Origin of the sequence: Pseudomonas sp. ACN8 (genome assembly GCF_002303925.1) — a bacterium.
Classification (GTDB): Bacteria; Pseudomonadota; Gammaproteobacteria; order Pseudomonadales; family Pseudomonadaceae; genus Aquipseudomonas.
The window spans coordinates 55,176-81,830 of the sequence record NZ_MRCS01000014.1 but is presented as its reverse complement, the minus strand read 5'-3'; the positions used below and the strand labels follow the sequence as shown (position 1 = coordinate 81,830).

General features: G+C 60.1%; 28 protein-coding genes and 1 pseudogene. 10 read left to right on the top strand and 19 right to left on the bottom strand.

What is annotated here, in order from left to right:
- Positions 1–62 precede the first annotated feature (62 nt).
- On the bottom strand, positions 63–752 hold the full coding sequence (phoB, locus tag BSF44_RS10335) for a phosphate regulon transcriptional regulator PhoB (protein ID WP_095943416.1): 690 nt from the start codon (positions 750–752) through the stop codon (positions 63–65).
- Positions 753–905: 153 nt separating this feature from the next.
- On the opposite strand from phoB, the gene BSF44_RS10330 reads away from it, so the two are divergent.
- On the top strand, positions 906–1,289 hold the full coding sequence (locus BSF44_RS10330) for a hypothetical protein (protein ID WP_095943415.1): 384 nt from the start codon (positions 906–908) through the stop codon (positions 1,287–1,289).
- A 60-nt stretch (positions 1,290–1,349) separates the two neighbouring features.
- Here the strand turns inward: BSF44_RS10330 and ubiA are convergent, their stop codons facing one another.
- Together ubiA and BSF44_RS10320 are read right to left on the bottom strand one after the other, a co-directional pair.
- Positions 1,350–2,240: a 4-hydroxybenzoate octaprenyltransferase gene (ubiA, locus tag BSF44_RS10325; protein WP_095943414.1), complete on the bottom strand. Its 891-nt coding sequence runs from the start codon at positions 2,238–2,240 to the stop codon at positions 1,350–1,352.
- On the bottom strand, positions 2,240–2,803 hold the full coding sequence (locus tag BSF44_RS10320) for a chorismate lyase (protein WP_095943413.1): 564 nt from the start codon (positions 2,801–2,803) through the stop codon (positions 2,240–2,242). Before BSF44_RS10320 ends, ubiA begins: the two co-directional genes overlap by 1 nt.
- A gap of 199 nt (positions 2,804–3,002) precedes the next feature.
- Between BSF44_RS10320 and BSF44_RS10315 the strand changes: the two genes are divergently transcribed.
- The 3 genes from BSF44_RS10315 to BSF44_RS10305 all read left to right on the top strand — a co-directional run bounded on the left by BSF44_RS10315 (position 3,003) and on the right by BSF44_RS10305 (position 4,810).
- Complete coding sequence (locus BSF44_RS10315) at positions 3,003–3,173, top strand: rubredoxin (protein WP_007995385.1); 171 nt, start codon at positions 3,003–3,005, stop codon at positions 3,171–3,173.
- An 18-nt stretch (positions 3,174–3,191) separates the two neighbouring features.
- The gene (locus BSF44_RS10310) at positions 3,192–4,340 is read left to right on the top strand and encodes an NAD(P)/FAD-dependent oxidoreductase (RefSeq protein ID WP_095943412.1); all 1,149 of its coding nucleotides are present in this window, start codon (positions 3,192–3,194) and stop codon (positions 4,338–4,340) included.
- A gap of 194 nt (positions 4,341–4,534) precedes the next feature.
- Entirely contained in the window at positions 4,535–4,810 is a 276-nt protein-coding gene (locus tag BSF44_RS10305) for an HU family DNA-binding protein (protein WP_003195589.1), read from the top strand.
- Positions 4,811–4,899: 89 nt separating this feature from the next.
- On the opposite strand, the gene BSF44_RS10300 is transcribed toward BSF44_RS10305, so the two are convergent.
- Positions 4,900–5,292, bottom strand: a complete 393-nt coding sequence (locus tag BSF44_RS10300) for a DUF6124 family protein (RefSeq protein WP_095943448.1) — start codon at positions 5,290–5,292, stop codon at positions 4,900–4,902.
- Positions 5,293–5,828: 536 nt separating this feature from the next.
- Here BSF44_RS10300 and BSF44_RS10295 point away from each other — a divergent pair.
- Positions 5,829–6,200, top strand: a complete 372-nt coding sequence (locus tag BSF44_RS10295) for a helicase (protein WP_095943411.1) — start codon at positions 5,829–5,831, stop codon at positions 6,198–6,200.
- A 151-nt stretch (positions 6,201–6,351) separates the two neighbouring features.
- Positions 6,352–7,647, top strand: a complete 1,296-nt coding sequence (locus tag BSF44_RS10290; protein ID WP_095943410.1) for a hypothetical protein — start codon at positions 6,352–6,354, stop codon at positions 7,645–7,647.
- A 75-nt stretch (positions 7,648–7,722) separates the two neighbouring features.
- Here BSF44_RS10290 and BSF44_RS10285 read toward each other — a convergent pair whose 3' ends face one another.
- From BSF44_RS10285 to exbB, 6 genes are all read right to left on the bottom strand, one after another.
- Positions 7,723–9,126, bottom strand: coding sequence for an aminoacyl-tRNA deacylase and HDOD domain-containing protein (locus tag BSF44_RS10285; RefSeq protein WP_095943409.1), 1,404 nt, complete (start codon positions 9,124–9,126; stop codon positions 7,723–7,725).
- 78 nt (positions 9,127–9,204) lie between these two features.
- Positions 9,205–11,280: an ATP-dependent DNA helicase RecG gene (gene recG / locus BSF44_RS10280; protein WP_095943408.1), complete on the bottom strand. Its 2,076-nt coding sequence runs from the start codon at positions 11,278–11,280 to the stop codon at positions 9,205–9,207.
- 9 nt (positions 11,281–11,289) lie between these two features.
- A complete protein-coding gene (locus BSF44_RS10275; protein WP_008047093.1) occupies positions 11,290–12,219 on the bottom strand; it encodes a hydrogen peroxide-inducible genes activator in 930 nt (309 codons plus the stop codon).
- 180 nt (positions 12,220–12,399) lie between these two features.
- Entirely contained in the window at positions 12,400–13,149 is a 750-nt protein-coding gene (locus BSF44_RS10270) for an energy transducer TonB (protein WP_095943407.1), read from the bottom strand.
- A complete protein-coding gene (gene exbD, locus BSF44_RS10265) occupies positions 13,146–13,574 on the bottom strand; it encodes a TonB system transport protein ExbD (RefSeq protein WP_007975187.1) in 429 nt (142 codons plus the stop codon). The genes BSF44_RS10270 and exbD overlap by 4 nt, the downstream gene beginning before the upstream one ends.
- A gap of 6 nt (positions 13,575–13,580) precedes the next feature.
- Positions 13,581–14,537: a tonB-system energizer ExbB gene (gene exbB, locus BSF44_RS10260; protein ID WP_095943406.1), complete on the bottom strand. Its 957-nt coding sequence runs from the start codon at positions 14,535–14,537 to the stop codon at positions 13,581–13,583.
- A 188-nt stretch (positions 14,538–14,725) separates the two neighbouring features.
- Here exbB and BSF44_RS10255 point away from each other — a divergent pair, with 188 nt between their 5' ends.
- On the top strand, positions 14,726–15,583 hold the full coding sequence (locus tag BSF44_RS10255) for an SDR family oxidoreductase (protein ID WP_095943405.1): 858 nt from the start codon (positions 14,726–14,728) through the stop codon (positions 15,581–15,583).
- Between the two features lie 127 nt (positions 15,584–15,710).
- On the opposite strand, the gene BSF44_RS10250 is transcribed toward BSF44_RS10255, so the two are convergent.
- The 6 genes from BSF44_RS10250 to BSF44_RS10225 form a co-directional block, all read right to left on the bottom strand.
- Entirely contained in the window at positions 15,711–16,451 is a 741-nt protein-coding gene (locus tag BSF44_RS10250; RefSeq protein WP_095943404.1) for a hypothetical protein, read from the bottom strand.
- Between the two features lie 68 nt (positions 16,452–16,519).
- Positions 16,520–16,900, bottom strand: coding sequence for a RidA family protein (locus tag BSF44_RS10245; RefSeq protein WP_003229509.1), 381 nt, complete (start codon positions 16,898–16,900; stop codon positions 16,520–16,522).
- 24 nt (positions 16,901–16,924) lie between these two features.
- A complete protein-coding gene (gene spoT, locus BSF44_RS10240) occupies positions 16,925–19,030 on the bottom strand; it encodes a bifunctional GTP diphosphokinase/guanosine-3',5'-bis pyrophosphate 3'-pyrophosphohydrolase (protein WP_095943403.1) in 2,106 nt (701 codons plus the stop codon).
- A gap of 57 nt (positions 19,031–19,087) precedes the next feature.
- A complete protein-coding gene (gene rpoZ, locus BSF44_RS10235; RefSeq protein ID WP_007921129.1) occupies positions 19,088–19,351 on the bottom strand; it encodes a DNA-directed RNA polymerase subunit omega in 264 nt (87 codons plus the stop codon).
- 167 nt (positions 19,352–19,518) lie between these two features.
- Positions 19,519–20,139: a guanylate kinase gene (gene gmk, locus BSF44_RS10230; RefSeq protein WP_095943402.1), complete on the bottom strand. Its 621-nt coding sequence runs from the start codon at positions 20,137–20,139 to the stop codon at positions 19,519–19,521.
- Positions 20,140–20,152: 13 nt separating this feature from the next.
- Positions 20,153–21,016, bottom strand: a complete 864-nt coding sequence (locus tag BSF44_RS10225; protein WP_095943401.1) for a YicC/YloC family endoribonuclease — start codon at positions 21,014–21,016, stop codon at positions 20,153–20,155.
- A gap of 268 nt (positions 21,017–21,284) precedes the next feature.
- Between BSF44_RS10225 and rph the strand changes: the two genes are divergently transcribed.
- Together rph and BSF44_RS10215 are read left to right on the top strand one after the other, a co-directional pair.
- Complete coding sequence (gene rph, locus BSF44_RS10220; RefSeq protein WP_095943400.1) at positions 21,285–22,007, top strand: ribonuclease PH; 723 nt, start codon at positions 21,285–21,287, stop codon at positions 22,005–22,007.
- 28 nt (positions 22,008–22,035) lie between these two features.
- Positions 22,036–22,404 (top strand): DUF4870 domain-containing protein, encoded by a 369-nt coding sequence (locus tag BSF44_RS10215; protein ID WP_095943399.1) that lies wholly within the window; start codon positions 22,036–22,038, stop codon positions 22,402–22,404.
- A gap of 178 nt (positions 22,405–22,582) precedes the next feature.
- Here BSF44_RS10215 and BSF44_RS10210 read toward each other — a convergent pair whose 3' ends face one another.
- On the bottom strand, positions 22,583–23,362 hold the full coding sequence (locus BSF44_RS10210) for an exodeoxyribonuclease III (RefSeq protein WP_003176915.1): 780 nt from the start codon (positions 23,360–23,362) through the stop codon (positions 22,583–22,585).
- A gap of 81 nt (positions 23,363–23,443) precedes the next feature.
- On the opposite strand from BSF44_RS10210, the gene pyrE reads away from it, so the two are divergent.
- Positions 23,444–24,088, top strand: a complete 645-nt coding sequence (gene pyrE, locus BSF44_RS10205) for an orotate phosphoribosyltransferase (RefSeq protein WP_008047079.1) — start codon at positions 23,444–23,446, stop codon at positions 24,086–24,088.
- Between the two features lie 171 nt (positions 24,089–24,259).
- On the opposite strand, the gene argB is transcribed toward pyrE, so the two are convergent.
- Together argB and BSF44_RS10195 are read right to left on the bottom strand one after the other, a co-directional pair.
- Positions 24,260–25,165 carry an acetylglutamate kinase gene (gene argB / locus BSF44_RS10200; protein ID WP_008047078.1) on the bottom strand — a complete coding sequence of 302 codons (906 nt, stop codon included), beginning with the start codon at positions 25,163–25,165 and terminating at the stop codon, positions 24,260–24,262.
- Positions 25,166–25,182: 17 nt separating this feature from the next.
- A pseudogene (locus BSF44_RS10195) lies at positions 25,183–26,559 on the bottom strand (phosphomannomutase/phosphoglucomutase); the annotation flags it as partial.
- Positions 26,560–26,655 lie beyond the last annotated feature (96 nt).

Below are 26,655 nucleotides of genomic sequence, written 5' to 3'. Positions count from 1 at the left end.
ATGCCAGTTTTGGTTCACTTGACGCGCGTCCTTGTCAGCTTGTCGGGCGGTGAAGGTCCGGGTCAGGCTTTGGTAGAAAAGCGGTAACCGGTGCCGCGCACGGTTTGTACCAGATTTTCGTAAGCATCGCCGAGGGCTTTGCGCAGGCGCCGAATGTGCACGTCAACAGTACGCTCTTCGACGTAGACGTTGCCGCCCCAGACCTGATCCAGCAACTGGCCACGCGTGTAGGCGCGCTCCTGGTGGGTCATGAAGAATTGCAGCAGGCGGTATTCGGTCGGGCCCATCTCGGCGGGACGGCCGTCGATGGTCACGCGGTGGCTGATCGGGTCCAGCAGCAGGCCGCCGACTTCGATTGGCGCTTCGCCATCGCTCGGACCGGCACGGCGCAGAACGGCCTTCAGGCGTGCGACCAGCTCGCGGGGGGAAAACGGCTTGGTGATGTAGTCGTCGGCGCCGACTTCCAGACCCTGGATCTTGTTGTCCTCTTCACCCTTGGCGGTGAGCATGATGATCGGGATGTCCCCGGTCAGTTCATCACGCTTGAGGCGACGGGCCAGCTCGATGCCGGAAGTGCCGGGCAACATCCAGTCGAGCAGGATCAGGTCTGGTTTGCGGTCGACGATAATGGCGTGGGCCTGCTGGGAGTTTTCAGCCTCCAGGCAGTCATAGCCGGCCATTTCCAACGCAACGGCGATCATTTCGCGAATAGGCGCTTCGTCGTCGACGATCAGAATGCTCCTGCCAACCATGCCGTTATTCCTCTTGTCATTTAACTGTCTTGCGCCGCATTAGATAACGGAATTATTGCAGTCGTGTGACAGTATTTTAGTCGACCGGCGATTGGCTGGATCCTGGGCTAAGCTTTAAGTCCGAATCCTGACAACCACAAAGGAAGGCTTCAAATGAATCTACACTCGCAATCCCTCAAGGCCTTGCTGTTGGCTGCTGCCCTGGCATTGCCTTCGATGGCCTTCGCCGCTGAACCGGCGATGATGAAGGACGGCATGATGACCGACCACAAAGGGATGACTCTGTACACCTTCGACAAGGACACGGGCGGCAAGTCGATGTGCAACGGCGACTGCGCCAAATACTGGCCGCCAATGATGGCGCCGGCGGGTGCCAAGGCCGAAGGTAAATGGACAGTCATCAAGCGTGACGATGGCAAGATGCAATGGGCCTATGACGGCAAGCCGCTGTACTACTACGAGGACGACAAAAAACCTGGAGACATGACGGGTGACAAGAAGAAAGACGTCTGGCACGTTGTTCGCGAGCATATGTAATACCGCAAAAAGATCGCAGCCTTAGGGTACAGCTACCCAGGGCTGCGATCTTTTTATCGGTCAACGCAACGCGTAATCCAGCACAATCCCGATGAAAATCGCCAATCCCGCCCAGTGATTGTGCAAAAACGCCTTGAAGCAACGCATCCGGTCTTTGCCGCGGGTGTACCAGAATTCCCAGGCAAAGCAGCCCGCCGCCACCAGTAATCCGAGGTGGAACCAGCCACCAAGGTCGAACTTCGACCCCGCCAGCAGCAGGCAGCCCAGTGCCAGCCCTTGCAGGGTCAGGATGATCACCCGGTCTGCGTCGCCGAACAGGATTGCCGTGGATTTCACGCCGATCTTCAGGTCGTCATCGCGGTCGGTCATCGCGTAATACGTGTCGTAACCCACGGTCCACATCAGGTTGGCGATCCACAGCAACCACGCGACAGCCGGCAATTCACCGGTTTCCGCAGTGAACGCCATCGGCATCCCCCACGAAAATGCGGCGCCCAGCACCACTTGCGGGTAATAGGTGTAGCGCTTCATGAACGGGTAACTGAATGCCAGCGCCAGACCGCCAAACGACAGCCATATGGTCGCGGCATTGGTGCACAGCACCAGCAGGAAACTCACGCCCATCAGCAATGCGAAGAACACCAGCGCCTCTTTGGAGCTGATCTTGCCGCTCACCAGCGGTCGCTGCTCGGTACGCTTCACATGACCATCGACCTTGCGGTCCGCCCAGTCGTTGATCACGCAGCCGCCGGCGCGGGTCAGCACCACGCCGAGGACGAAAATCACAATGTTGGCCAGGGACGGCGAACCCTTGCCGGCAATCCACAGCGCCCACAGCGTTGGCCAGAGCAGCAGGTAAATGCCGATCGGCTTGTCCATGCGGGTCAGCTGAATGAAATCCCAGGCCCGAGGGTTCAAGCGGTTCAAGGACTTGAGCAGGCTCTGGTACATCAACGGTTCTCCGATTGGGCGCAGGCGGCGTCCCACAGGGAAGGCAGGAAAATTTCGGCCACCAGCACGCTCAGCGCACCGCGATCAAAGCGCGAACGGCGGCCCCACAGCCCAGGCGATTGCACTTCGGCGGGCAGCCACGCTTGAGGATAATGGCAAACCTCGATGGCCCGGCGCTGGAAGGCCTGATCGCAAAACAGCAATTCGCCCAGCGAGCGGCTGCCCAGTTCGTCCATGTGCAAGCCGTCGCCTTGCAAGGCACTGCGTGACGCCACGCTGCGCGCAAATACCCACGCCTGGCCATGACCGCGCAAATACACCTCGCGCACCCAGCCCTCACTGCCATCGGCCAGGTCCAGTGCGGCGCATTCGTCGGCACGCAGGGGCTGCCAGCCTTCGAACATCGGCGAGACGCTGAAGGCGTCATTCGACAGATGAATCAGACGTCTGGTCAGCGAGCCTTCATCGAATAGCCAGTCGAGGGTGGTGGCATCGGGGAGGGGCGTCAGTTCGCTGCGCGAGAGCCAGAGAGGAGCTGGAGAGGGGGATTCTGTGTGATGCACAATGAGTCATTATTGGCAGCAAATGAGGCGGCGAGCTTAACATGTCAGCCGCCGATATCGATTGAAATGGCCTGCCGTTGCGCCGAACAGGCTTGCATCCGACGGCCCCGATCAGTACAAAACGCGCTGAGTTGGACGGCAGTGCTGCAACCATCGACCGTCCGGCCGGCAAAACGCCTGAACCCTGAGGAAGTACCTGATGAAAAAGTGGCAATGTATTGTCTGCGGCCTGATCTACAACGAAGCCGACGGTTGGCCGGATGACGGCATTGCGCCGGGCACCCGTTGGGAAGACGTCCCGGCAGACTGGCTGTGCCCGGACTGCGGTGTGGGCAAAATGGATTTTGAAATGATCGAAATCGCTGCCTGAATAATTGAGGAGTAAGGAATGAACGCACCTGTCGTCATCATTGGCACCGGCCTGGCGGGCTATAACGTGGCCCGCGAGTTTCGCAAACTCGATAGCGAAACCCCGCTGCTGTTGATTACCGCCGATGACGGGCGCTCCTACTCCAAGCCGATGCTCTCCACTGGCTTTGGCAAAAACAAGGATGCCGACGGCCTGAGCATGGCCGAACCCGGCGCCATGGCCGAACAGCTCAAGGCCGAAATACGCACCCACACGCGCATCAGCGGCATCGACCCGGGCCACAAGCGCCTGTGGATCGGTGAAGAAGCGGTGATCTACCGCGACCTGATCCTGGCCTGGGGCGCCGAAACCGTGCGGGTGCCCATTGAAGGCGATGCGGCGGACTGCGTATTCCCGATCAACGACCTGGAAGACTACGCACGCTTCCGTGCGGCGGCGACCGGCAAGCGCCGCGTGCTGCTGCTCGGCGCCGGCCTGATCGGCTGCGAGTTTGCCAACGACCTGACCCTGGGCGGCTACGAAGTGCAGCTGGTTGCGCCGTGCGAACAAGTCATGCCGACCCTGCTGCACCCGGCGGCCGCCGCTGCGGTGCAGGCAGGCCTCGAAAGCCTCGGCGCGCGCTTCCATCTCGGCCCGGTACTCAACCGCCTGCAACGCGTGGCTGACGGCCTGGAAGCGCACCTGTCCGATGGCCAGGTGATCCCGTGCGACGTGGTGGTCTCAGCCATTGGCCTGCGCCCGCGCGTCGACCTGGCGGCAGCGGCCGGTTTGCAGGTCAGCCGCGGCATCATGGTCGATCGGCACCTGAAGACCTCCCACGCCAACATCTACGCCCTGGGCGACTGCGCCGAGGTCGACGGGCTGAACCTGCTGTACGTGATGCCCCTGATGAGCTGTGCGAGGGCGCTGGCGCAAACCCTGGCCGGCAACCCGACCGCCGTCACCTATGGGCCGATGCCGATTACCGTCAAAACCCCGGTCTGCCCGCTGGTGGTGTCCCCGCCGCCACGGGGCGCTGAGGGCATCTGGACAGTCGAAGGGCAGGGCGCCGACATCAAGGTTTTGTGTCGCGATGCCGCGGGCAAGCTGCTCGGTTACGCCCTCACCGGTGCCGCCGTGATGGAAAAACTGGCCCTGAACAAAGAGCTTCCGGCCCTGTTGGCATAAATACCGGTCGTTCTGTCGGAATCACCCCCCTTTTGCCCTAACAATGGCCGCGCCGATACTGGCGCGGGGCCTCACTGCGTGCCATCCTCACTCCCGTCTGCCGCAGAGTAGAGCATCTGCGGCGCTTTTGGCGCTGCTCCATAGAGGGCAGCACGGACATAACAACAACAAACCGTCAAAGGGGCTTCACTCACATGCGTAAACCAGACCTCGCCGCAGCCATTGCTGAAAAGGCAGACCTCACCAAAGAGCAAGCCAACCGCGTTCTCAACGCCGTTCTTGAAGAAATCACCGGTGCCCTGCACCGCAAAGACAGCGTGACGCTGGTGGGCTTCGGCACCTTCCTGCAACGCCATCGCGGTGCCCGCACCGGCAAAAACCCGCAAACCGGTGAGCCCGTCAAAATCAAGGCCAGCAACACCGTAGCGTTCAAGCCAGGCAAATCGTTGAAAGACAGCGTTAATCCGTAATCCGCTTTCACCTCCCGCGTAGCGGGGGAGTGGAATAAAAAATGGGCACGCCAACCAGGGTTGGGTGCCCATTTTTTGTGGGTGGCGAATCAGCCGAGCCCGCTTTGCTGTTTGGCGAGAATCGCCGCCATTTGCGGCTCATCCAGATGATCCAGTGCTCGCTCTACCAGCAAGTGCGCCCCCTCAGCCACGCGACTGATCGCCAGGGCTACTGAGCGGCGCGAGCCGTCTACATCATCGGCCAGGTCAGCGGCGATGGCGCTGATGGACAGCAGATCTTCCGAGGCGTTGGCCAGGAGTGCTTCGGTATTGATGTCCGGGCAGACACTGAAGAGTTGGCCGCTGCGTTTCGTTGGTGTTTGTTTTGGGGCGAGATAGTGATCGAGGGCGCGTTCGGCGGCTTCGTGGAGTTTTTTTGAATCGAGGGATTCGTAGGGGGATGTGGCCGGATCTTCTGGCGGGTTAGGTGTTGGTTTGAACATTTGAATCACCGAGTTATGGAGCTCACGCAGTTTCGCTTGCTTCGAAAAAGGTGGCAGCTGTGTATAGGTGTGCAAGACCGGACTCGGTTGCCGGCAGACCCGAAGGACTCCCACACACAGCCGCCATAACGATTCGCGAGGATAAAAAAACACCCGGTGAATAGCCATAACCGATTGCATGACGAGTCCGGACTTGCACGTCCGAGTCACCAACTTTGCAGTGACTGGGAGAGGTTATCGGTGCCGTCCAAATACGCCTAGTTCATGTATAGCCCAGCGTATTGAAGGAAATGTCCGATAGGTTTGCAGGGTTGAAGATCAAAAAATCGCAGCCTCCGGCAGCTCCTACAGAATGTGTTTCGTTTGGTGTAGGAGTGGCGTCTGGAGTGGTCTGGAGGGAAGTTTTGATAATTGTGACTTGGTGGTCATCGTGAGGGTAATGGTTCTGATCTTCTTCTAACGCAAGCCGATACTGGTGTTATTGCCTGAAGCCGTTAAACTGCCCAGCCGTTCATTTTTCTTCTGAGGCTGTACGCATGAAATTTCGTTTTCTGCTGTGGATGCTGGGTTTGTTGATGGGTAAGGCCAGCCGGACCAATCCGGCGTTTCAACAGCAGTTGGGTGACAAGGACCTGGTGTTTCAGTTGCAGACCCTGGACGGGAAAGTGGCGCGGCATTTCCGCGTGAAGGACCAGCGCATCACCAGCCAATCGGGTGTGCATGCCGAGCCCGCGTTTGCGATTGCCTTTAAAGACGCTGCGTACGGCTTTGCTACGATGCAGGCGAAGAACAAGCAACTGGCGTTCATGACGGGGATTCAGGACAAGTCGATTCAGATCAAGGGCAACCCGGCGTTGGTGATCTGGTTCCAGGGGTTGACCAAGTATTTGAAGCCTCGAAAAAAGTAGTTGCTCCTGCTCAGGGTGGCTTAACAGGTCACTTCTTTGGCTTCTGATGACTGTCAAACTGTCATTATTGACAGGTGATTCTTGATGTTTTGCGGAGCTTCATTGAGGTGGCGTCCTTCGCGGACACTCAATCACCCAGAGTAATGCCACCATGAATGACTTGAATGCAATAGCAAACGAAGGAACACTCGATCCATCATTTGGCAGCAACGGTAGAGTATTCATAGCAAGACCCACAGGCGTTTTGCCGTTACCTCAGGGCAAAGTGATCGTTGTTACATCAGAACCGGAAAGCTTTCAATTAAAAACCGTCAGATTGAATGTGGATGGAACACTTGATCACAAGTTTGGTGACGAGGGGGTTGTAGAGCTGCCGCTATACTTCGATCTAGCTCTTCGCATCCTTCCGGCCATGGATGGTGGATGGTTTATAACTTATCCGATTGAAGGGGGAAGAGTCACTTCTCGGCAGCGTCCGGATGGCGCGCTGGATGAGTCGTTTGGAGTGGGGGGCATACGGGTCGTCATGTACGAATCTCCTGAGGTACTTTCAGTTCCAGTCCCGGCGGCTGTGCAAGTTACAAGAAATCAAAACAGTGAAGAAAGTACCCATATGGCAGGTAGCGAGGAGGGCTGTGCGATTGACCGGTTGATGGGGAAAATTATCTTCAGCGGCAGAGGGCTCGATTGGCCCAATCCGAGCGCACCTGCTGTTTGGCGCTTGAATCCAGATGGCACGCTGGATAAAACTTTAAACGGTACTGGTTATGTACCCATCAAGCCTGTGGGCTTTGAGTATGAGCACAATACTCTTCAGGACTCGACGCAATTGGAATGCGGCAAAATTTTGGTACTTGCTGAATATGACGAGAGAGGAGACCCGGGAGCTAGTAATCTGTATCTGATGCGCTATAACCAGGACGGAAGTGTCGATAGAGATTTCAATGAAGGACGCGCTTTGATCCTCAGGAAATTTCCTTATAGGGTCTTCGGACTCAGAATGACCGTCAGAGCCAGTGATGGAAGGATTGTTATTGGAGGTTTTTATAGAGAAAATCGTGTTGATGCAGGGATGATTCTTGTACTGAATGCCAGCGGATCTTTCAATCAGATTTTCAATAAAGGGAAGCCGTTGTTAACCAATCTGAATAGTGAGGAAACGCGTTGGCGGCGCTGCCAAATTCAAGAGGATGGAGCCATCGTCGTCAGTGGTACGCTTGGATTAGATTTTAATGCAATAAATCTTCGGGTGCCGATAGCCCGCTTCCTGCCTGATGGAACCCTGGACCCGATGTTTAATGGTAAAGGTTGGAACTTTTATAAAGATGAGCCAGGAAGCCTTGAAAACAATCACTTTTCTGATATGGCAATAACGCAAGACGGTCGAGTCGTAGTCTGTGGGTTTAGTGAGGCTGATGGTGGTTGGGTGCTGCGTTATCTGGCTTGAATGCGTCAGTAAGTTTACTGGGACTCTTCGCGAGCAAACCGGCTCCCACACTTGACCGAGTGTGGGAGCCGTTTTTTATGACTGAGTGAATTGCGACGCCAGTTCACGCAGCAGCACTTCCGCTTCAAGTACCTTACTGACCACGTCATTAGCCTTTTCGCGGCTCAGGCCAAGGCGTTCGAGCAGGGCGTCGGGGATGTCTTCGTCGGGGCCGGAGCCGATGCCTCGGCTGCGCAGCAGACGCACCGACAGGCACACCAGGTTCGGGTATTCGGCGAAGTCGCCGTCGTAGTGCGGATCGTGCTGGAAGCGCAGGGCGGTGGCCAGTTCTTCAGGCATGTCCCAGTAGCGCATCAGCCATGAGCCGATCTGTTCGCGGCTGATGCCCAGCAGGTGTTGTTCCACGAAGCTGTGGCACAGGTGCGGGTTGACCTCCAGGTGGCGGCAGATCAGTGAGAAGTGCGGCGGGAAGACGTGGGCCAGCAGCAGGTAACCGAAGTTGTGCAGCAGGCCGGCCAGGTAGGTCAGGCCGGCTTCCGGACGCTGGGCGCGCGGCATGGCGCGGGTCAGGCCTTCGATGACGGCGGCGGTGTAGATCGATTGTTGCCAGTACGGGGTGGAGTGTTGTGGGTGGTCCTTGGGCAGGCTCAGGGTTTTGCCCAGGGCCAGGCCCAGCGCCAGGTTGATCACCAGGTCAAAGCCCAGCACCCGCACGATGGCGTCTTCCACGGAGCGGATCTTGCCCGGCGAGGCGTAGTAGGGCGATGCCGCCCAGCTCACGACTTGTGCGGCCAGCGCCGGGTCGGTTTCGACCACGCCGGTGATGTCGTCGATGGTGGCGTTGGGGTCGACGCGCAGCTTGATGATTTTTTGCGCGGTTTCGGCCAGCGGCGGAATCTCGATGGTCGCTTCCAGACGCTGCTGGATGCGTCGCGCGGTGAACGCCTGGACGGCCTGGGTAATTTCCTCGCGGTCGTCATCGGGGCGGTCGAGGTTGGGACGGATGCTGGTCAGATTTTCGCCGAAGTTGGCGGCGCTGGCCTTGGTCAGCATGGTCGCCTTGAAGTCTTCGCTGGAAATTTCCAGCAGCACGCCCGGCTCACCGGAGTTGATCAGCAACTTCGGCTCGCGCAGCAGGCTTTCGTCGTACAGGCACGGCGAACTGGTCAGCGCCGGCAGGCCCGGCAGCAAGCTGAGGTTGTGCTTGCCGAGCATTTTTTTCAGGCGTTCGATGGGTACGGCGGCGAGGCGGCGACCAGTGAGTTCAGTGAGGCGATTGAGGTCCAGCAATTGGCTCTGCGGGAACAGCACCATCAGTACGCCAACGTTGTCTTCCAGCAGAACGGCCTGCACTTTGCGCGCGGCATTGAGGCCGTGACGGTCCAGCACTTCTTCGTAGGCAATGGCTAACTTGCCCAGCATCAGCCGAATAACCGACGGAGCGTGCGGGGTGTCGGGTGCGAAGGCAACTTCGGTCATGGTCTGTATCCGTGCTTAAACAATTGCAGGAGTATAACCAGCTTGCTTGGGACCACGCCTCAGAAACCGTGACGGTTGTCACACCTGGCCGTATTGTTGGCCATGACGCAGCCATCGGTCGAGCAGTGGGCTGACGTGGGTCGGCCAGCGTTCGAGCAATGCCTGGGCGGCATCCCGCACGGCGGGCAGCAGATCGGCATCGCGCATCAGGTCGGCGACCTTGAATTGCAGCAAGCCAGTCTGCCGGGTGCCGAGCATTTCGCCGGGGCCGCGCAGTTCCAGATCCCTTTCGGCGATGACGAAACCATCGTTGGTTTCGCGCATGATGCCCAGGCGCTGGCGGCCGATCTGCGACAGCGGCGGATGGTAGAGCAGTACGCAATGGCTGACGGCGCTGCCCCGGCCGACACGGCCGCGCAACTGGTGCAGTTGCGCCAGGCCCAGGCGCTCGGGGTTTTCGATGATCATCAGGCTGGCATTGGGCACGTCCACGCCGACTTCGATCACCGTGGTCGCGACCAGTAGTTGCAGGTTGCCGGCCTTGAATTCGGCCATCACCGCAGCTTTTTCCGCAGGCTTCATGCGGCCGTGGATCAACCCGACTTTCAACTCGCCGAGGGCGGCAGTGAGGTCCTCAAAAGTGGTTTCCGCTGCCTGGCAGGTCAGCTCTTCCGACTCTTCGATCAGCGTGCACACCCAATAGGCCTGGCGCCCTTCGGCGCAAGCGCTGCGCACCCGTTCGATGACTTCGACCCGCCGGGTGTCGGTGATCAGCACGGTGTTGACCGGGGTTCGGCCGGGGGGCAGTTCGTCGAGGATCGAGGTGTCGAGGTCGGCGTAGGCGCTCATGGCCAGCGTGCGCGGAATCGGCGTGGCGGTCATGATCAACTGGTGCGGGCACATGCGCCCGCCGACGCCTTTCTGCCGCAACGCCAACCGCTGTTGCACGCCGAAACGGTGCTGTTCGTCGATGATCACCAGCGCCAGGTTCTTGAATTGCACTTCGTCCTGGAACAGCGCGTGGGTGCCGACCACCATCGGCGTGCCGCTGGCGATTTGCTCCAGTGCGGCTACGCGGTTCTTGCCCTTGAGCTTGCCGGCCAGCCAGGCGACTTCAATGCCCAGCGGTTCGAGCCAGCGCTTGAAGGTGATGAAGTGCTGTTCGGCGAGAATTTCGGTGGGTGCCATCAGCGCAACCTGATAACCGGCCTCCAGCGCTTGCAGCGCGGCAAGGGCGGCGACCACGGTTTTACCGGCGCCGACGTCGCCCTGGATCAGCCGCAGCATCGGTTCGTGCTGGCTGAGGTCGTAGGCGATTTCATTGCCGACCCGCTGCTGGGCACCGGTCGGACTGAATCCGAGGTTGGCCAGGTATTTGGCCGGCAATTGTGTGGCTTTGGGCATCGCGGGCGCACGCAGGGCGCGCATGCTTTCGCGCAGGCGTTGTTGCGACAGTTGATGGGTCAGCAGTTCTTCGAAAGCCAGACGGTGCTGCGCCCAGTGGTGACCGAGGGCCAGTTCATCGACGTCGGCATCGGCGGGCGGGTTGTGCAGGTAGCGGATAGCATCGGCCAGCGGCGCCAATTGGTAATCCCGGGCCAGTTCGTTCGGTAGCCAGTCGGGCAGGCTGCTGGGGCCGAGCAGGGTGAGGGTCTGCATGCACAACTGGCGCAAGCGCTGTTGGGTCAGGCCTTCGGTGAGCGGGTAGACCGGGGTCAGGGTTTCATCCACCGGCGGCGGTTCGTCGCCGGTGATGGCGCGGTATTCCGGGTGGTAGATCTCCAGCCCCGAAGCACCAGGCCGCGCCTCGCCGTAGCAGCGAATCCGCGTGCCGCGTTTGAGGCCTTCTTTCTGCGCGTTGCTGAAATGGTAGAACCGCAGGCTCAAGCCCCCGGTGCCATCCTGCAACCGCACCACCAGGCTGCGCCGCCGGCCCATGACCACATCGGCACCGCTGACGGTGCCTTCGATGACCGCATCTTGCCCGGGCCGCAGTGCGCCGATCGGCACCACGCGAGTGCGGTCCTGATAACGCAGGGGCAGGTGAAACAGCACGTCCTGGAGGTTCTCCAGGCCGACCTTGGCCAGCTTCTCGGCCATGGCTTCACCGACACCCTTGAGTGCCGTCACCGACACTTGCGACAACTCGCTCATGACCGTTACTTAGCCCGCAGCGACTTGCGCCGCTGGCTTGGCCACCGAGCACAGGCGAATGGAGTCAGCGAGGATTTCAATCGCTTTCGGGCGCGGGAAGCTGGCGCGCCAGGCAATGGCCACGGTGCGGAACGGTACGGGTGCCGACAACGGACGCACTTCAATCACGCCGGGGGCGTAGTGATGGCTGTCGACCGCCGACAACGGCAGGATCGAAATCCCGAGGCCCGAGGCGACCATGTGGCGAATGGTTTCCAGGGAGCTGGATTCCACCGTGGTGTGCTTGGCGCCGTCGTTGCCTTTGGTCAGGGTCGGGCAGGCTTCCAGTACCTGATCGCGGAAGCAGTGACCTTCGCCGAGCAGCAGCAGGCTCTTGTCGTTGAGCAGGCTGGCGTCGATGGATTCTTTTTGCGTCCACGGGTGCTGCGCCGGCATCAATACGTAGAACGGCTCGTCGTAGAGTTGCAGGGTCAGCACGTCGGCTTCATTGAACGGCAGGGCGATGATGATCGCGTCGAGCTCGCCGTTGCGCAGTTTGTCGCGCAGCACGTGGGTGAAGTTTTCTTCGATGTACAACGGCATCTGCGGGGCGACCCGGTGCAGTTGTGGAATCAGGTGTGGAAACAGGTACGGGCCGACGGTGTAAATCGCGCCGACTTTCAGCGGGGCGGTCAGTTGGTTCTTGCCAGCCTGGGCCAATTCGCGGATGCCCTGGGCTTGTTCCAGCACTTTCTGCGCCTGGGCGACGATGCCTTCGCCGACCGGGGTCAGGCGCACGGCGCTTTTGCTGCGCTCGAAAATCAGCACACCGAGTTCGTCTTCAAGCTTTTTCACGCCCACCGACAGGGTCGGCTGGCTGACGTGGCAACGCTCGGCCGCGTGGCCGAAGTGCTGCTCTTGGGCGAGGGTGACGATGTAGCGTAATTCTGTGAGGGTCATAGCAAGCGTCCATGTAGTTGCGGGCCAAGCATACCGGCTGCAATCGATAGACGCACGTTATCAGACGTAGGAGCGAGCTTGCTCGCGAAAAACCTGAGATCGCCCCGGGGTGTCAGGCTTCAAGCGTTATCGTTCGCCTCATTCGCGAGCAAGCTCGCTCCTACAGTGGTTCAGCGGTTTTCAACGGCGGCGTTTTTCCAGTGAATACACAAACGGTGCAACGATTTCGATGGAGCCATTGGTCAGCATATCGGCCGGTGGTTTGGGCAGCGGTTGGGCGCGGCGGATCATTTCCAGGGTGGCCCGGTCCAGATCGGCAGTGCCCGAGGCGCCTACCAGCTCAAACGACAACACATTGCCTTCGGCATCCACGACGAAACGCAGACGGTTCATGCCTTCCTTGCCCCGCGCCTGGGCACTTGCGGGGTACTTCTTGTACTTCTGCAGGTGTGCCAACAGCGTGCCTTGCCAGCTGGCCTTGGCCGCCATTTGAGCCGGCGATGGGCCCGGCGCAGGCTGGGCGGATTTCTCCGTCGGTGTCTGGGTCTGCTGGGTTTCGGCCGGCTTTTCTTCGGCCGGTTTTTCCTTCGGCGGCTCGGGTTTCTTCTCTACCGGCTTGGGCGGCTGCGGCTTGGGCTTTGGCTTGACGGGCTTGGGCACGGCAATTTCAGCTTTCGGCGCTTCAGCGAGCTTGGGTATCGGCAGTTCTTCAACCGGAGCCGGTGGCTGCGGCGGAGTGACGACCTTCGGCGGAGCAGGCGGTGGCGGGGCTGGAATCGGAGCCAGTTCGACCAGCATTGCCTGGGGAGGCAATTCGATGGGCGGACGGGTGGACCAGTTCAGCGCCAGCGCGATGGCCAGCGCGTGAACGCCCAGCACCACGGCCAGGCTACCGCTGTAACGCGTCAGCTTATGGCGCGTCGTGATCATTTCTTGGCTGCCGTCTCGAGTCCGACCAGACCTACCTTCAGGTAACCGGCAGAACGCAGGTTGTCCATCACGCTCATCAGGTCGCCGTAATCCACGCCTTTGTCGGCCTGGAAGAAGATTGTCGTGTCTTTCTTGCCCTGGGTCCTGGCGTCGAGGGTGGCGCCGAGTGCTTCGGCCTTCACCTCGTCTTCACCGAGAAACAGGCGCTGGTCAGCCTTGACGCTGAGGAACACCGGTTTCTCTGGTCGCGGCGCCGGCTTGGCGGTGGAGGCGGGAAGGTCGACCTTGATGTCCACGGTGGCCAGCGGGGCTGCCACCATGAAGATGATCAACAGCACCAACATCACGTCGATGAACGGCGTAACGTTGATTTCGTGGTTTTCGGACAGATCGTCGTCTGCCCCTTCTTTCAAATGCAGGCCCATGGCCGATTACCCCACTTTCACCATGTGCGGTTGCGAGCTGCGCTCAGGCTGGTGGTCGAGGTCGCGGCTGACCAGCAGCAGGACCTGTGCCGACGCATCGGACACCTGAGCCTTGTAACCGGCGATGGAGCGGGCAAAGACGTTGTAGATCACGACTGCAGGGATCGCTGCAACCAGGCCCAGCGCGGTAGCCAGCAGGGCTTCGGCGATGCCGGGAGCGACGACGGCGAGGTTGGTGGTCTGGGTCTTGGCGATGCCGATGAAGCTGTTCATGATGCCCCACACGGTACCAAACAGGCCGACGAACGGCGCGGTGGAGCCGATGGTGGCCAGCACGCCGGTACCGCTGCTCATGTTGCGACCGCAGGCGGCGACCAGGCGCTCAAGACGGAAGCTGACGCGTTCCTTGATGCCTTCTTTCTCACGGCTGTTGACCGACAGGCGCATCTCTTCGAGAGCATCATGCACCAGCAGGTTGGCGAGAGTACCTTCCTTTGCCGCGGTGGCGCTGGCTTCCTTGAGGGAGGCGGACTTTTTCAGCTGGGCAATTTCACCGCGCAGACGACGCTTGGCGCCCATCAGCTCAAGACCCTTGGCGATCCAGATGGTCCAGGTGATGATCGAGGCGATGGCCAGGCCGATCATCACGATTTTCACAATGATGTCGGCATTCTTGTACATGCCCCACGGCGACAGGTCGTGGGCCATGCCCAGGGTGTTGTCGGCTTCGAGGACTTCAGGGACGTCTTCACCCAATGTTTCTACCGGTGCTGCCTGGGCCGGAGTAACGGCCGGTGCGACGTGATCTGCTGGAGCCGGCGCGGTGGCGGCTGGTGTGGCTGGCACCTGGGCATCGGCGAAAGCGGCGACTGGCGCGAGCATCAGGCTGAGGAACAGGGCGGCCACCGCGCTCCAGGCGCGAGGTCGTTTGGTTGGCGGAGCGGAGAATTGATTGCGTGTCATGCTGGCCGGACCTGAGAGAATAAACGGGTGATGTTCTTCCAGGCCTCGAAAGGCCGAGAACAAAAGTGGTCCGTATTATTGCAATTAATTCTTGTTAACAAAAGTAATAGCGTCTCTTTTTTTCCTGCATTGCTAGCCGCCTGTCTATTGCCGGCGCTAGTCTGTGGCTTTCCGATGGGAGTTATCTGATGTCTGCGCCTACTGTTTTGATCGCCGGCTGCGGTGATGTCGGCAGCCGCCTGGCGACGCAATTGCTGGCGGTGGGTTGGGAAGTCCATGGCCTGCGACGCGACGTTTCACGCCTGCCCAAGGGCGTCATCGGCGTAGCCGGTGATCTGTTCAACAAAGACTGCCCGGCTACCTGGCCAATCGGCGCCGTGGACTACCTGGTGTATTGCGCCGCGGCCAGCGATCACGACGAAGCCGGTTACCGCGCTGCGTATGTCCAGGGGCTGGAGCATGTGCTGGAGTGGCTGAACGACTACGGGCAGGTGCCTAATCGCCTGTTGTTCGTTTCCAGCAGCAGTGTTTACGGTCAGCAGAATGGCGAATGGGTCGACGAGTCTTCACCCGCCGTGGCGGCGGGCTATTCCGGACGTGTGATGCTCGAAGCCGAGCAACTCGCCCTCAAAAGCGGCATTCCGGCGAGCATCGTGCGTCTGACCGGCATTTATGGTCCGGGCCGTGAGTGGTTGCTGACTCAGGTTCGTCGGGGGTATCGCGTGGCAACCGATCCGCCGTTGTATGCCAATCGGATTCATGCCGATGACGCAGCCGGGTTGATGGCGTGCCTGCTTGAGGCGGATCGGCGTGGCGTGGCGCTGGATGATGTCTACATCGGTGTCGATGACGCACCGGCAGCGCTGGCCGATGTGGTGGGCTGGTTGCGTGAGTATCTGGGTGTGACTGAATGGGCCGATGACGACAGCGTGCGTCGCACTGGCAGCAAGCGGTGCAGTAATGCGCGGGCCAAGGCATTGGGCTGGACGCCGAAATACCCGAGTTTTCGCGAGGGGTATGCGGCGATCATTGAAGGGCGCTGCTGACTCACAGTCACCCAAAAGCAACTGTAGGAGCGAGCCTGCTCGCGATGAGGTCGTAACATTCAACATCATAGTTGACTGTCATTGCGCCATCGCGAGCAGGCTCGCTCCTACAGGGGTAATGCGTTGCTTACTGCTTCTCGAGCAACCACTTGCGCTCACCCGGGGTGAACGAGGGCATCTCGTCCGCCTGTGCCGTGTTCACGGTCTGGAAAATCTCCAGCTCCTTGCCCTTGCGCGCAAAGATCCAGGCGTTGCCCTGGCCATTGAGCTGCAGCCACATGTTGTCATTGCCGCCACTCATGGAGGCGCAATCACCGGCCAGGCACAACGCATAGCGATCGCTGCCTGGCAGGCCGGTCACCTGGCCGTCGGGCTGGAATTGAACTGTGTTGCCTTCGCCCGGGCCGTTTACGATTGTCCAGCCGCCGCCCATGTAGGCGGAATACAGCGCACGTTCGAAGCTGGCGCCCATCGGTGCGCCATCCGGTACCTGGATCTGTACGCGGTCGAAGACTTGCTCAGGCTCATTGTCGCTGGCGGACTGGCTCAGTTGCTTGCCGTCACGCTTCAGCTCGCTGGCCGAGCTGCCATAAAAGTCGACTCTCCAGGCACCGGACTGTTCACCCAGCAGCTTGCCGTCGACATTTTCAAAACCGTTGGTGTAGCGGGCCTGACCGGCTTTGGTGTTGATGTCCCATTCCAGGTTCGGGCCATAGGCCTGGAGCGCTTCACGCAAGGGGACGCCTTTGGCGGCAGCATCGATCGCTACCTGGTTGATCCAGGTGCCGCTGATGTCGCGGTCGGCAGGGTTGCTGGCACATCCGCCCAGAAACAGGGCGAGCAGCGAGAGAGCAAGCGCGTTGCGCATGGGTGGAATCCTTTCAGGCATTCTTTACAGCAGAGCAGTCGGCGCAGCTCGAGGCTGCGCCGTACGCATTACTCGATGACCAGGATGGCATCCATTTCAACCTGCGAACCCTTTGGCAGGGCTGCTACGCCGATGGCGGCGCGGGCAGGGTAAGGCTGGTCGAAGTACTTGCCCATGATCTCGTTGACCTTGGCGAAGTGGCTCAGGTCGGTGAGGAAGATGTTCAGCTTGACGATGTCCTTGAACGAACCGCCGGCGGCTTCAGCCACGGCCTTGAGGTTCTCGAACACCTGGACGGTCTGGGCTTCGAAGCCTTCGACCAGTTCCATGGTTTTTGGGTCCAGGGGAATCTGACCCGACATGTAAACGGTGTTGCCAGCCTTGATCGCCTGGGAGTAAGTACCGATGGCGGCCGGGGCCTTGTCGCTGGTGATAACAGTCTTGGTCATGTAGGACTCCTTGTAATTAGGGGCTTAGGCGCGCATGCGGGTGATGCGAATCACCCCGGTCAAGGCGCGCAGTTTCTTGATCACGCGGGCCAGGTGCACGCGGTCGTGCACGCTGACCACCAACTGGACCACGCTGATGCGACCGTCGCGTTCGTCCATGCTGATTTTCTCGATGTTGCCGTCGGCGGCGTTGACGCTGCTGGCCAGCAGGGCGATCAGGCCGCGCTGGTGTTCCAGCTCGACGCGCAGCTCGACGTTGAATTCGCCGGTGACATCCTTGGCCCACGAGAGCTGGATGCATTTTTCCGGGTTGTGGCGGATTTCGCTGATATTGCGGCAGTTGTCCAGGTGCACGACCATGCCTTTGCCGGCGGACAGGTGGCCGACAATCGGGTCGCCCGGGATCGGCGTGCAACACTTGGCGTAGCTGAGCACCAGACCTTCGGTGCCGCGAATCGCCAGCGGGCCTTCCGCGCTTGGCAGCTGTTCGCCTTCGCCCAGCAGTCGACGGGCCACTACATAGGCCATGCGATTGCCCAGGCCGATGTCTTCGAGCAAATCCTCGATCAGTTCGAGACGGTACTCGACGAGCATGGCCTTGACGCGTTCGGCCGGAATTTTCTCCAGCGAGCTGTCAAAGCCGTTGAGGACCTTGTTCAGCAAGCGCTCGCCGAGGCTGATGGATTCGGAGCGGCGTTGCAGTTTCAGCGCATGGCGAATGTGCGTGCGCGCCTTGCCGGTGACCACGAAGTTGAGCCAGGCCGGGTTCGGCCGCGCGCCGGGGGCGCTGACGATCTCGACCGTGGAGCCGCTTTGCAGCGGTTCGGACAGCGGCGCGAGACGACGATTGATCCGGCAGGCGATGCAGCTGTTGCCCACGTCGGTGTGTACCGCGTAAGCGAAGTCGACCGCCGTGGAACCCTTGGGCAGCTCCATGATCCGGCCTTTGGGCGTGAACACGTAGACCTCGTCCGGGAACAGGTCGATCTTCACGCTTTCGATGAATTCCAGCGAGTTGCCAGCACGTTGCTGCATTTCCAGCACGCCCTTGACCCACTGGCGGGCGCGGGCATGGGTGCCTTTGGGCTGCTCATCGCCGCTGGATTTGTACAGCCAATGGGCGGCGATGCCGTTGTTGGCCATCTCTTCCATTTCACGGGTGCGGATCTGGATCTCGATCGGAACACCGTGCATGCCGAACAGCGTGGTGTGCAGCGACTGATAGCCGTTGGCCTTGGGGATCGCGATGTAATCCTTGAAGCGCCCCGGCAGCGGTTTATACAAGTTATGTACAGCACCCAGCACGCGGTAGCAGGTATCGACCTTGTCGACGATGATCCGGAACGCGTAGACGTCCATGATCTCGTTGAAGGCCCGACGCTTGCCGCGCATTTTCTTGTAGATGCCGTAGAGGTGTTTCTGGCGGCCGCTGACCTCGCCCTGGATGCCATCGATGGCCAGGCAGTGGCTTAAGGATTCTTCGATCTTGTTGACGATTTCCTTGCGATTGCCCCGGGCGCGCTTGACCGCCTGGTAGATCCGCGCGGAACGCATCGGGTGCATGGCCTTGAAGCCGAGGTCTTCGAACTCTATGCGGATGGCGTGCATGCCCAGCCGGTTGGCGATGGGCGCATAGATTTCCAGGGTTTCCTTGGCGATGCGCCGGCGTTTTTCGCCGGATAGCACTTCCAGCGTGCGCATGTTGTGCAGGCGGTCGGCCAGCTTGACCAGGATCACGCGAATATCGCGCGCCATGGCCATGGCCATTTTCTGGAAGTTTTCGGCCTGGGCTTCAGCTTTGGTCTCGAAGTTCATCTGGGTCAGTTTGCTGACCCCATCGACCAGTTCGGCCACGGTTTCGCCGAACTGCGCTTGCAGCGCTTCCTTGGCGATACCGGTGTCTTCGATCACGTCATGCAGCATGGCGGCCATCAGGCTCTGATGGTCCATGTGCATGTCGGCAAGAATATTGGCCACGGCAAGAGGATGCGTGACGTACGCCTCACCGCTACGGCGGCGTTGGCCGTCGTGGGCTTGTTCGGCGTAGAAATACGCTCGGCGGACCAGGTTGACCTGGTCTTTGCCGAGGTAGGTCGATAAGCGATCGGCGAGGGCGTCTATGCTCGGCATGATGTCTCCTGCCGTAAGCTTTTATCCCGCGCCGTGCTACGTCGACCAGGCATAGGCTTAGACGGCCTCGTTGGACTCGTCCTCGAATGCAGCAAAAAGCGGTTCATCTTCAACGATTTCGGCTTCGGCGATAGCTGCGTAGTCGATCAGGCCTTCAGCGATTTCGCGCAGGGCGACGACGGTAGGCTTGTCGTTTTCCCATGCTACTTTCGGCTCTTTGCCGCCGGTGGCCAGTTGACGGGCACGCTTGGTAGAGAGCATGACCAGCTCAAAGCGGTTATCCACGTGTTCTAGGCAGTCTTCAACGGTTACGCGGGCCATGGTCTTCCTCGTAGCAAATGCAATATGCGCGCTGCCCGGATGGGCGAGCGGACTCGACAGTTTAAAAAATCACCAGCGTTTAGGGAAGCGCTGATTTTTTGACCAAGCCCTTCAACGCGCTACAAGTGCCAATGTAAAGCCCTTGCAGCGGTTTTGGGAAGAGCTGATTAACCGAGCAATTCAGCCAGCAATTTGCCGTGACGCTGCTGCTGACGCTTTTGAATCAGCTGATTGGCGCGGAAAATCGCCTTCAGATCGTGCAGCGCGTGGGCGAAATCGTCGTTGATGATCAGGTAGTCGTAGTCGACATAGTGGCTCATTTCGCTCACGGCTTCGCGCATCCGGCCGTCGATTACTTCGTCACTGTCCTGGCCGCGATTGGTCAGGCGCTGGTGCAGGGCCTGCAATGACGGCGGCAGAATGAAGATCGAACGGGCCTGAGGCATCAGCTTGCGCACTTGCTCGGCACCTTGCCAGTCGATTTCCAGAATCAGGTCGTGGCCTTCGTCCAGGGTCTGCTGCAGGTGGCTTTGCGAAGTGCCGTAGAGATTGCCGAAGACTTCGGCGCGCTCGAGGAAATCCCCGTGTTCGATCATCTTCACGAACTGTTCGCGCGCGACGAAGTTGTAGTTCACGCCATCCACTTCGCCCGGGCGCATGGCGCGGGTGGTATGGGAGACCGAGACGCGGATCTCCGGATTGGCGTCGGTCAGGGCCTTGACCAGGCTGCTTTTGCCCGCGCCCGAAGGGGCGGAAATGATGTACAGGGTGCCGGTGCTGTGTGTCATGTCGGGGGTAGCCTTACTCAATATTCTGCACTTGTTCGCGCATCTGCTCGATCAACACCTTGAGGTTGACCGCCGCCTGGGTACTGCGCGGGTCGAAGGCTTTGGAGCCCAGTGTATTGGCTTCGCGGTTGAGTTCCTGCATCAGGAAGTCCAGGCGCCGACCGGCGGCGCCGCCGGATTTGAGCACCCGGCGAACTTCGATGATGTGAGTGCTCAGGCGATCCAGTTCTTCGGCGACGTCGCTTTTTTGCGCGAGCATGACCATTTCCTGCTCCAGGCGCTGCGGGTCCATCTCGGCCTTCATGTCGGCGAAGCGGTCGAGGACTTTCTGGCGCTGGGTGGCGAGCATTTGCGGGACCAGTTCGCGCAGGGTCACCACGTCTTCTTCAATGGAGCTCAGGCGTTCGTTGATCAGCCGCGCCAGTTCGGCGCCTTCGCGCTCGCGGCCGGCTTTCAGTTCCTTGAGGCTTTGGTTGAACAGTGCCAGCGCCTCGGCGTTCAAGGCTTGCGGATCGGTGGCGTCACCTACCAGTACGCCGGGCCAGGCCAGGACTTCCAGCGGGTTCAGCGCTGCCGGGCTCTTGATCAGGCTGGCGATGGTCTCGGCGGCGGCGACCAGTTGCGCTGCGCGCTCCTGATCGATTTGCAGTGCTTTGCCTGTATTTTCTTCGGTGAAACGCAGGGTGCATTCAAGCTTGCCCCGGGATACGCCCTGGCGCAGGGCCTCACGAACGGCGCCCTCAAGGTCGCGAAAGGACTCAGGCAGACGCAGGTGCGGTTCCAGGTAGCGGCTGTTGACCGACCGCAGTTCCCAGCTCAGGGTGCCCTGGACGCCGGCTTTCTCGACGCGGGCGAAGGCGGTCATGCTGTGCACCATGGAGGTACCTCGCAAGGCGGATCGGCACAGAACCGAGGTTCCGGGAATCCGATATCAATGAATTAAAGCCGACTGGCAGCAAAGGCGCAGGATTGTAGCGCAGTGGCGCGGATGCGCCCAAACACACGGTGTGACAAAACACGGCAGGCCTGCATCGACGCGCGGTACAGAGCCCTCGGTCGTCGGCGGAATTTTTTAGAAGTGCCCAGTGGCGGCCGTCGGCTCTATAATGCTCCGCAGTTTTCCGTCCCCAGTACAGGTACTCCCTATGATACGTCCAAGTGGTCGCGCTGCCGATCAGCTCCGCTCGATCCGCATCACCCGCAACTACACCAAACACGCCGAGGGTTCTGTGCTGGTCGAGTTCGGCGATACCAAGGTCATCTGCACCGTCAGCGTTGAACCGGGCGTACCGCGTTTCCTGAAAGGTCAGGGCCAGGGCTGGCTGACCGCCGAGTACGGCATGCTGCCGCGCGCTACCGGCGAGCGTAACCAGCGTGAAGCCAGCCGTGGCAAGCAAGGCGGTCGCACCCTGGAAATCCAGCGTCTGATCGGTCGCTCCCTGCGCGCTGCGCTGGACATGTCCAAGCTGGGCGATGTCACTCTGTACGTCGACTGCGATGTGATCCAGGCTGACGGTGGCACCCGCACGGCTTCGATCACCGGCTCCATGGTTGCGCTAATCGACGCCTTGAAAGTCATCAAGAAGCGTGGCGGCCTGAAGGGCGGCGACCCGGTCAAGCAGATGATCGCTGCGGTTTCCGTGGGCATGTACAAGGGTGAGCCTGTGCTCGACCTCGACTACCTGGAAGACTCGGCCGCCGAGACCGACCTGAACGTGGTGATGACCAGCGCTGGCGGTTTCATCGAAGTCCAGGGCACTGCCGAAGGCGCGCCGTTCCAGCCAGAAGAGCTGAACGCCATGCTGGAACTGGCGAAGAAAGGCATGAGCGAGATCTTCGAACTGCAAAAGGCCGCACTGGCCGACTGACCGGACTGCACTACACAAGGAGGGCGTTATGAGTGATGAGCAATTGCCGCTGCCTGCGCCGAGTCGTGAGGTTCGCCAGTGGGCGATGTTTTGTCACTTGTCCGCCTTGTTGGGGATCTGGATTCCGTTTGGCACGATCATCGGCCCGCTGATTCTCTGGCAGATGAAGCGCGAGATGGACCCGTTCATCGATGCTCAGGGTAAGGAAGCACTGAACTTTCAGTTAACCGTGGCGATCGCCTCGGCTATCTGTTTCCTGCTGATGGTGGTGATAATCGGGTTCTTCCTGTTTGGCTTGGTCGCGATCGGTGCGCTGGTGCTGACGATCATCGCCGGGGTGAAGGCCAATGAAGGGCAGCCTTACCGGTACCCGTTCACCTGGCGGTTGATCAAATAACGATCAACGAAGATCCCCTGTAGGAGCGAGCCTGCTCGCGATAGCGTTCTGACAGCCACTGCATCGGTATCTGATACATCGTCATCGCGAGCAAGCTCGCTCCCACAGAAAAGCAAAAACAAGTACCCACAAAAAAGCCGACATTGCTGTCGGCTTTTTTGTGTCTGCGAAACGACGCTTAAATGGTCAGCGTCCAGTCGTAGTCCACGATCAGCGGCGCGTGTTGCGAGAACCGCGGCTGGCGTGGCAGGCGTGCGCTACGTACGAAGCGGCGCAGGCCAGGGGTCAGCAACTGATAGTCGAAGCGCCAACCGAGGTTGAGCATCTCCGCCTGTTCGTTGTCCGGCCACCAGCTGTACTGGTCGCCTTCACGGCTGACTTCACGCAGGGCGTCGACATAACCCATGTTGCCGACAATCTCGTCCATCCAGGCACGTTCAGGTGCCAGGAAGCCCGGAGATTGCTGGCTGTCGCGCCAGTTCTTGATATCCAGCTTCTGTTGCGCCACGTACAGCGAGCCACAATAAATGTACTCGCGACGCTTGCGTCGCTGTTTATCCAGATAACGGGCGAAGTCGTCCATTAGCTTGAACTTCTGGTTCAAGTCTTCATCGCCGTTCTGCCCCGAAGGGAGCAGCAAGGTCGCGATGCTGACCTTGTCGAAATCGGCTTGCAGGTAGCGCCCGTAGCGGTCGGCCGTCTCGAAACCGAGACCGCTGATGACAGCCTTCGGTTGCAGCCGCGAATACAAAGCCACGCCACCTTGGGCGGGAACTTCGGCATCGCAGGCATAAAGGAAGTATCCATCCAGTTGGAAGGCTGGATCGTCCAGTTCAAAGGCGGAGGCGCGGGTGTCCTGCAGGCAGATGACGTCGGCATTCTGTGCCTGCAGCCAACTGAGCAAACCACGCTCGACTGCAGCCTGAATACCATTGACGTTCACACTGATGATCCGCATAAATGGCCCCAAAAATCGCGTGCGTGTATGATACACGGCGTCAAGCTAATTAGCTAAATCCGTGGTATTTGGGGTTTTTTCATGCAAGCGTATCAGCGCGATTTCATCCGTTTTGCCATCGATCGCGGCGTTTTGCGCTTCGGTGAGTTCACCCTGAAGTCCGGACGCACCAGTCCATACTTCTTCAACGCGGGCCTGTTCAACTCGGGTTCGGCCCTGGCGCAGCTGGGTCGCTTCTACGCCGCTGCCATTGCCGAGAGCGGCATTGCCTTCGACGTGCTGTTTGGCCCGGCCTACAAGGGCATTCCTTTGGCGGCGACCACCGCCGTGGCCCTGGCCGAGCATCACAATCGTGACCTGCCATGGTGCTTCAACCGCAAGGAAGCCAAGGCCCACGGCGAAGGCGGCAGCCTGGTTGGCGCACCGCTGACCGGCGACGTTCTGATCATCGACGACGTGATCACCGCTGGCACCGCGATCCGTGAGGTGATGCAGATCATCGCCTCCCAGGACGGCGCCAAGGCCGCCGGCGTGCTGATCGCCCTGAACCGTCAGGAGCGTGGCAATGGCGAGTTGTCGGCGATCCAGGAAGTCGAGCGTGACTTCGGCATCCCGGTCATCAGCATCGTTTCGCTGAACCAGGTGCTGGAATTCCTGGCGGATGACCCGCAGCTCAAACAGCATCTGCCAGCCGTGGAAGCGTACCGCGCCCAGTTCGGCGTGTAACTGCATTCCCCTGTGGGAGCGAGCCTGCTCGCGATGACGGAGTGTCAGTCGACGGCTATGTCGGCTGATAAATAGCTATCGCGAACAAGCTCGCTCCCACAGGGAAAGCGACACAAGTAAAAAGACCCCGCTCAGCCAGGCCGAGCGGGGTCTTTTTGTATGCGCTAGCGATTAAGGACGCTTGCGATTGCTGATCAAGGTGCCCACGCCGGTATCGGTGAAGATTTCCAGCAGGATCGCGTTTGGAACGCGACCGTCGATGATCAGCGAGCTGCCCACGCCGCCCTGGACCGCTTCCAGTGCGCAACGGATCTTCGGCAGCATGCCGCCGTAGATGGTGCCGTCGGCGATCAGGTCGTCGACTTGCTGGGTTGTCAGGCCGGTCAGGACCGTGCCCGATTTGTCCATCAGGCCGGCGATATTGGTCAACAGCATCAGCTTCTCGGCTTTCAACGCTTCGGCGACTTTACCGGCCACCAGGTCAGCGTTGATGTTGTACGACTCGCCGTTGGCGCCGACGCCGATGGGCGCGATCACCGGGATGAAATCACCCTTGACCAGCAGGTTCAGCAGGTCGGTATTGATCCCGACCACTTCGCCCACGTGGCCGATGTCGATGATTTCCGGGGTGGTCATTTCCGGCGTCTGGCGGGTAACGGTGAGCTTCTTCGCGCGAATCAGCTCGGCGTCTTTACCGGTCAGGCCGATGGCGCTGCCGCCATGACGGTTGATCAGGTTGACGATGTCCTTGTTGACCTGGCCGCCGAGGACCATTTCCACCACGTCCATGGTCGCCGCGTCGGTGACGCGCATACCGTCGACGAAATGGCTCTCGATCGACAGGCGCTTGAGCAGGTCACCGATTTGCGGGCCGCCACCGTGAACCACCACCGGGTTGATGCCCACGGCCTTCATCAGCACGATGTCGCGGGCGAAGCCGGTTTTCAGCTCCTCGCTTTCCATCGCGTTGCCGCCGTATTTGATCACCAGTGTCTTGCCGACATAACGGCGGATGTAAGGCAGCGCTTCGGACAGGACCTTGGCGGTGTTGGCGGCGGCTTCGCGTTCGAGGGTCATTCAGGGCTCCGGGTGAATCAGAACGGTAGTTGGAGATCAGGTGCAACACGCTTCAGCTGGGCGTGGAAAACGTCCTTGATGCGTTGCAATTCAGCCTCGTCATCGGCCTCGAAACGCAGCACCAGCACCGGTGTGGTGTTGGATGCGCGTACCAGGCCCCAGCCTTTGGCATAGTCGACTCGCACGCCGTCAATGGTGGTCAGGTCGGCGCCTTCGCCCCACTGCGCATCGTGCAATGCATCAATGATGCTGAATTTGCTCTCTTCGGTCACATGGATATTGATTTCCGGCGTAGAAATATCGTTCGGGAAGGTCGCGAACAACTCTTCGGCCGAGGATTTTTCCTTGCTGAGGATTTCCAGCAACCGCGCGGCGCTGTAAATGCCGTCGTCGAAACCGAACCAGCGCTCCTTGAAGAAGATGTGCCCGCTCATTTCACCAGCCAGCAGGGCGCCGGATTGTTTCATTTTCTTTTTGATCAACGAGTGACCGGTCTTCCACATTAACGACCGGCCACCGTATTCCTTGATCAGCGGAATCAGGCGACGGGTGCATTTGACGTCGAAGATGATCTCGGCGCCCGGGTTGCGCGCCACGACGTCGCGGGCGAACAGCATCAGCAGGCGGTCCGGGTAGACGATGCTGCCGGTGTTGGTCACCACGCCGACGCGGTCGCCATCGCCGTCGAAGGCCAGGCCGATGTCAGCGTTGGTTTCCTTGACCTTGGCGATCAGGTCCACGAGGTTTTCAGGCTTGCCCGGGTCCGGGTGGTGGTTCGGGAAGTTGCCGTCCACTTCGCAGAACAGCGGGATGACTTCGCAGTTCAGCGCTTCGATCAGTTGCGGGGCGATCACGCCGGCCGCGCCGTTACCGCAGTCGACGACCACCTTCAGGCGACGGGCCAGCTTGATGTCCTGGACGATTTCGGTGTTGTAGCGGTCGAGGATCTCGACCTGGGTGATGCTGCCCTGGCCGCTGCTCAGGTTGTTGGTCTTGAGGCGGTCGTGCAGGGCCTGGATCTGTTCGTTGGCCAGGGTGTCGCCGGCAATGACGATCTTGAACCCGTTGTAGTTCGACGGGTTGTGGCTGCCGGTGAGCATCACGCCGGATTTGCCGGCCAGTACGTTGGCGGCGTAGTAGAGCGCCGGAGTCGGGACCAGGCCGACATCACTGACGTGACAGCCGCTGTCGGCGATGCCTTTGATCAGCTGCGCGACCAGCTCCGGGCCGGACAGACGGCCATCGCGACCGACGGAAACGTTTGGCTCGCCCTGGGCCAGGCTTTGGGAGCCGACGGCGCGGCCGATCCAGTAAGCGGTTTCGGCGTTCAGGAATTCCGGGACGGTGCCGCGGATGTCGTAGGCGCGGAAGATGCTGTCAGGGAACTTGGGTGCGACTTTGGCCGGGGTGTTCATCTGTGGAAATGCTCCATCTCGAAAGTGGCTGGACAGGCCGCCGACTCATTCGGCAGCAGGTTCAAACTGAAGGGT